At 61.1% G+C, this 2,463-nt stretch carries 2 protein-coding genes; both read right to left on the bottom strand.

What is annotated here, in order from left to right; genetic code table 11:
* Positions 1-269: 269 nt before the first annotated feature.
* The gene (locus tag NW809_RS11990; protein WP_414402244.1) at positions 270-1,691 is read right to left on the bottom strand and encodes an FGGY-family carbohydrate kinase; all 1,422 of its coding nucleotides are present in this window, start codon (positions 1,689-1,691) and stop codon (positions 270-272) included.
* Positions 1,692-1,850: 159 nt separating this feature from the next.
* Positions 1,851-2,336, bottom strand: coding sequence for a 2Fe-2S iron-sulfur cluster-binding protein (locus NW809_RS11985; RefSeq protein WP_099813046.1), 486 nt, complete (start codon positions 2,334-2,336; stop codon positions 1,851-1,853).
* Between the last annotated feature and the right edge of the window lie 127 nt (positions 2,337-2,463).

Raw genomic sequence — 2,463 nt, 5'->3', positions numbered from 1 at the left:
CTTCGGGGGGATCCCTAGAAATTGGAAACCGCATGGCAAAATCAACCAGGTCGTTATCTAAAAACGTTCCCCCTTCGGGGGGATCCCTAGAAATTGGAAACTTCTATTAACATCAGCTTACTAAAGGAAATTGTCTTAAGCAAGTTCCCCCTTCGGGGGGATCCCTAGAAATTGGAAACTTCAGGCGAAACTGAACGGGGCAGCCCACGAACACTTTCAGGTTCCCCCTTCGGGAGGATCCCTAGAAATTGGAAACAAAAGAAAACCTGCTACCCAGTGAGTAGCGGGTTAGTGGCTCTCCCTTCAGGGAATCTCCAGAAATTAGGAAGGCGGCTAAGGAACTCCGAGTAGATCTCGGTATAGGCCTTGACCCACTCGGGATCGGGCTGGATGAGGCGTTCCACCTGCACCAGCCGATCGGCAGCCTGCTGCACCGAGCAGCACCAATAGGCCGAGGCGGCCAGGACAGCTGCCCCTACGGCGGCCTCGGGGTGCTTGACCACTGCTAAGGGGCGGGCAAGGAGGCTGGCGCGCAGGCGCAGCCACAGAGGGCTTTTGCAGCCGCCGCCGGTGGTCAACAGCGTTCCCTCTATGGGGATCCCGTGGGCGGCCAAGGTCTCCAGCCCCAGCCGCTCCACCATTGCCACCCCTTCCAAGAGAGCTGCATAGAAGCGAGGGGATCCCACTTCCGCCTGGGGCAAGAAGCCGGCAAATTCACTATCCAGGATGGGAAAACGCTCGCCGGGTCGGCAGAGGGGATAGCCGACCAAGCCCGTGGGCAGATGGGCTTCCGCCTGCCGATCCAGGGCAGCAAAGTTGCCGCCGGGGAAGAAGTGGGGCAAGACCCCGCCGCCGCAGAAGGAGGCTGCTCCTGGCCACCAACTGGTTCGGTCGGGGTGCAGATGGGAGTAGAGGCTTTGCGTTTGCACGGGATAGGACTCCGTCCCGCTCACGCGAACAGCACTGTTGGCCTTGAAGATGAGGGTTGTGCCCAGGCTGGTGGCAACCTGCCCCAAGCGAGTAGCCCCTGCGGCCAACTGTCCGGCGCAGCCATCGGTGATCCCGGCAGCAATCAGCACCTCTGGCCCCAGCTCCCACTCCGCCCGCACCGTTCCCAGAACCGTTCCTGGCGCCACCACCTCAGGAAAGCGCTTGGGGTCGAGGCCATGGCGAGACAGCCACTCCCGCGGCCACGTGTAGGTTTCCAGGTCGAAGCCGCTTTTTAGGGCATGGGTGTGATCGGTTACCCGCCGGCGGCCTCCCAGTTGGCTCAGGAGAAAGTCCGCCGGGTGGGCCAGGTAGCTGTCCCGGTATTGATCAGGATGGGCTTCTGCCCACCACAACCAGCGGCTGAGCCCCCAACTGGCCGGGATCCCCAAGCGCCGGGCCTGGGCCTGTCCCCGCAGGTCGGAATACAGCCAGGCCTGATCCAGCGGCATGCCCCGCCCGTCTACCGGCAAAACCGTGCCAGAGGTGCTACAGGCACTGAGGGCAACGATGGCGTAGCGATCCCCCAGTTGGGTCTTCAGGTGTGCCAGCAGCGTCTTCAGGGTGCGCAGCCAGCGGCCCGGGTTGGTTTCCGGTGGATCCCAGGAGCGCTCGCTTTTGCCCACTATCTCGCCTGCCTCCGAGAGGGCCACCACCCGCATCCCCGAAGTACCCAGGTCGATCCCAAGAAACACAGGGTTCATAAGGACTTGCTAGCAGAGTAAACTACCCGGCTCCGACCGCCCCCCTTCCCCCCAACCCCCCGTATACGGGGGGCAGGGGGGCGGGGGGATTGAGGGGGGTACGGTGCGGGGCTGCTGCGGTTTCTAGCTGAACTAGCGCGAAGAGCTTCCCTCAAATGGCTAAAAATCTCGGCTGCTGAGGGCCAAGGCCTCTTGGATATCCAGATCCAAATTCTTCACCGACTCCAGCACCGAGCGCGTAATCAGCTTGCCCGCTTGCACCAAAACGGCGCCAGTTACTGGGTGCAAAAGGGGCTGCTCCGCCCGCCGCCCAATCAACACCTCGATATCCTTAAAAGCGTTGATGTACATCCCCACCGGCAACTCCACCACCACCCCTTCCCCCAGAACCCGCGCTTGACAAGCTAGGCGGGAATTGGTCTTACGAGTGGTGATCACCTCCAAGGTGCGCTGCTCCCGGGGGGTCATGGCCGAGAGCGATTCCATCCCCTCTTTTACATACACATGACAGGTGGCGCAGAGGCCGCGCCCGCCGCACTCTTTCAAGACATTCAGCTCTTCCCGCAACAGCACCGAGAGCAAGTTGCTGTTGGTGGCCACTTCCGACACCTGAGCAATGGGATCCAACCGCACCCGCTTGACCATTGTCTCTCCTTCGTTGTTACATCCCTTAACGTTAGCTTGTCCTGGCAAGGGATCCTAGTCACACCTATACTGTATTATTTTTTACTCGCCCTGGGATTGGGAAGGAGCGGGCTGGGCAGGCTAAAGT

Source organism: Synechococcus sp. WC101 (genome assembly GCF_047461555.1).
In the GTDB taxonomy this organism is placed as follows: Bacteria; Cyanobacteriota; Cyanobacteriia; order Thermostichales; family Thermostichaceae; genus Thermostichus.
Note: the sequence above shows the minus strand (reverse complement) of the source record. Positions and strands in the feature narration are given on the sequence as shown.

What these genes read in the sequence shown, in the direction of transcription:
- NW809_RS11990 (WP_414402244.1), bottom strand. Translation starts at nt 1,691, where the DNA reads ATGAACCCTGTGTTTCTTGGGATCGACCTGGGTACTTCGGGGATGCGG.
- NW809_RS11985 (WP_099813046.1), bottom strand. Translation starts at nt 2,336, where the DNA reads ATGGTCAAGCGGGTGCGGTTGGATCCCATTGCTCAGGTGTCGGAAGTG.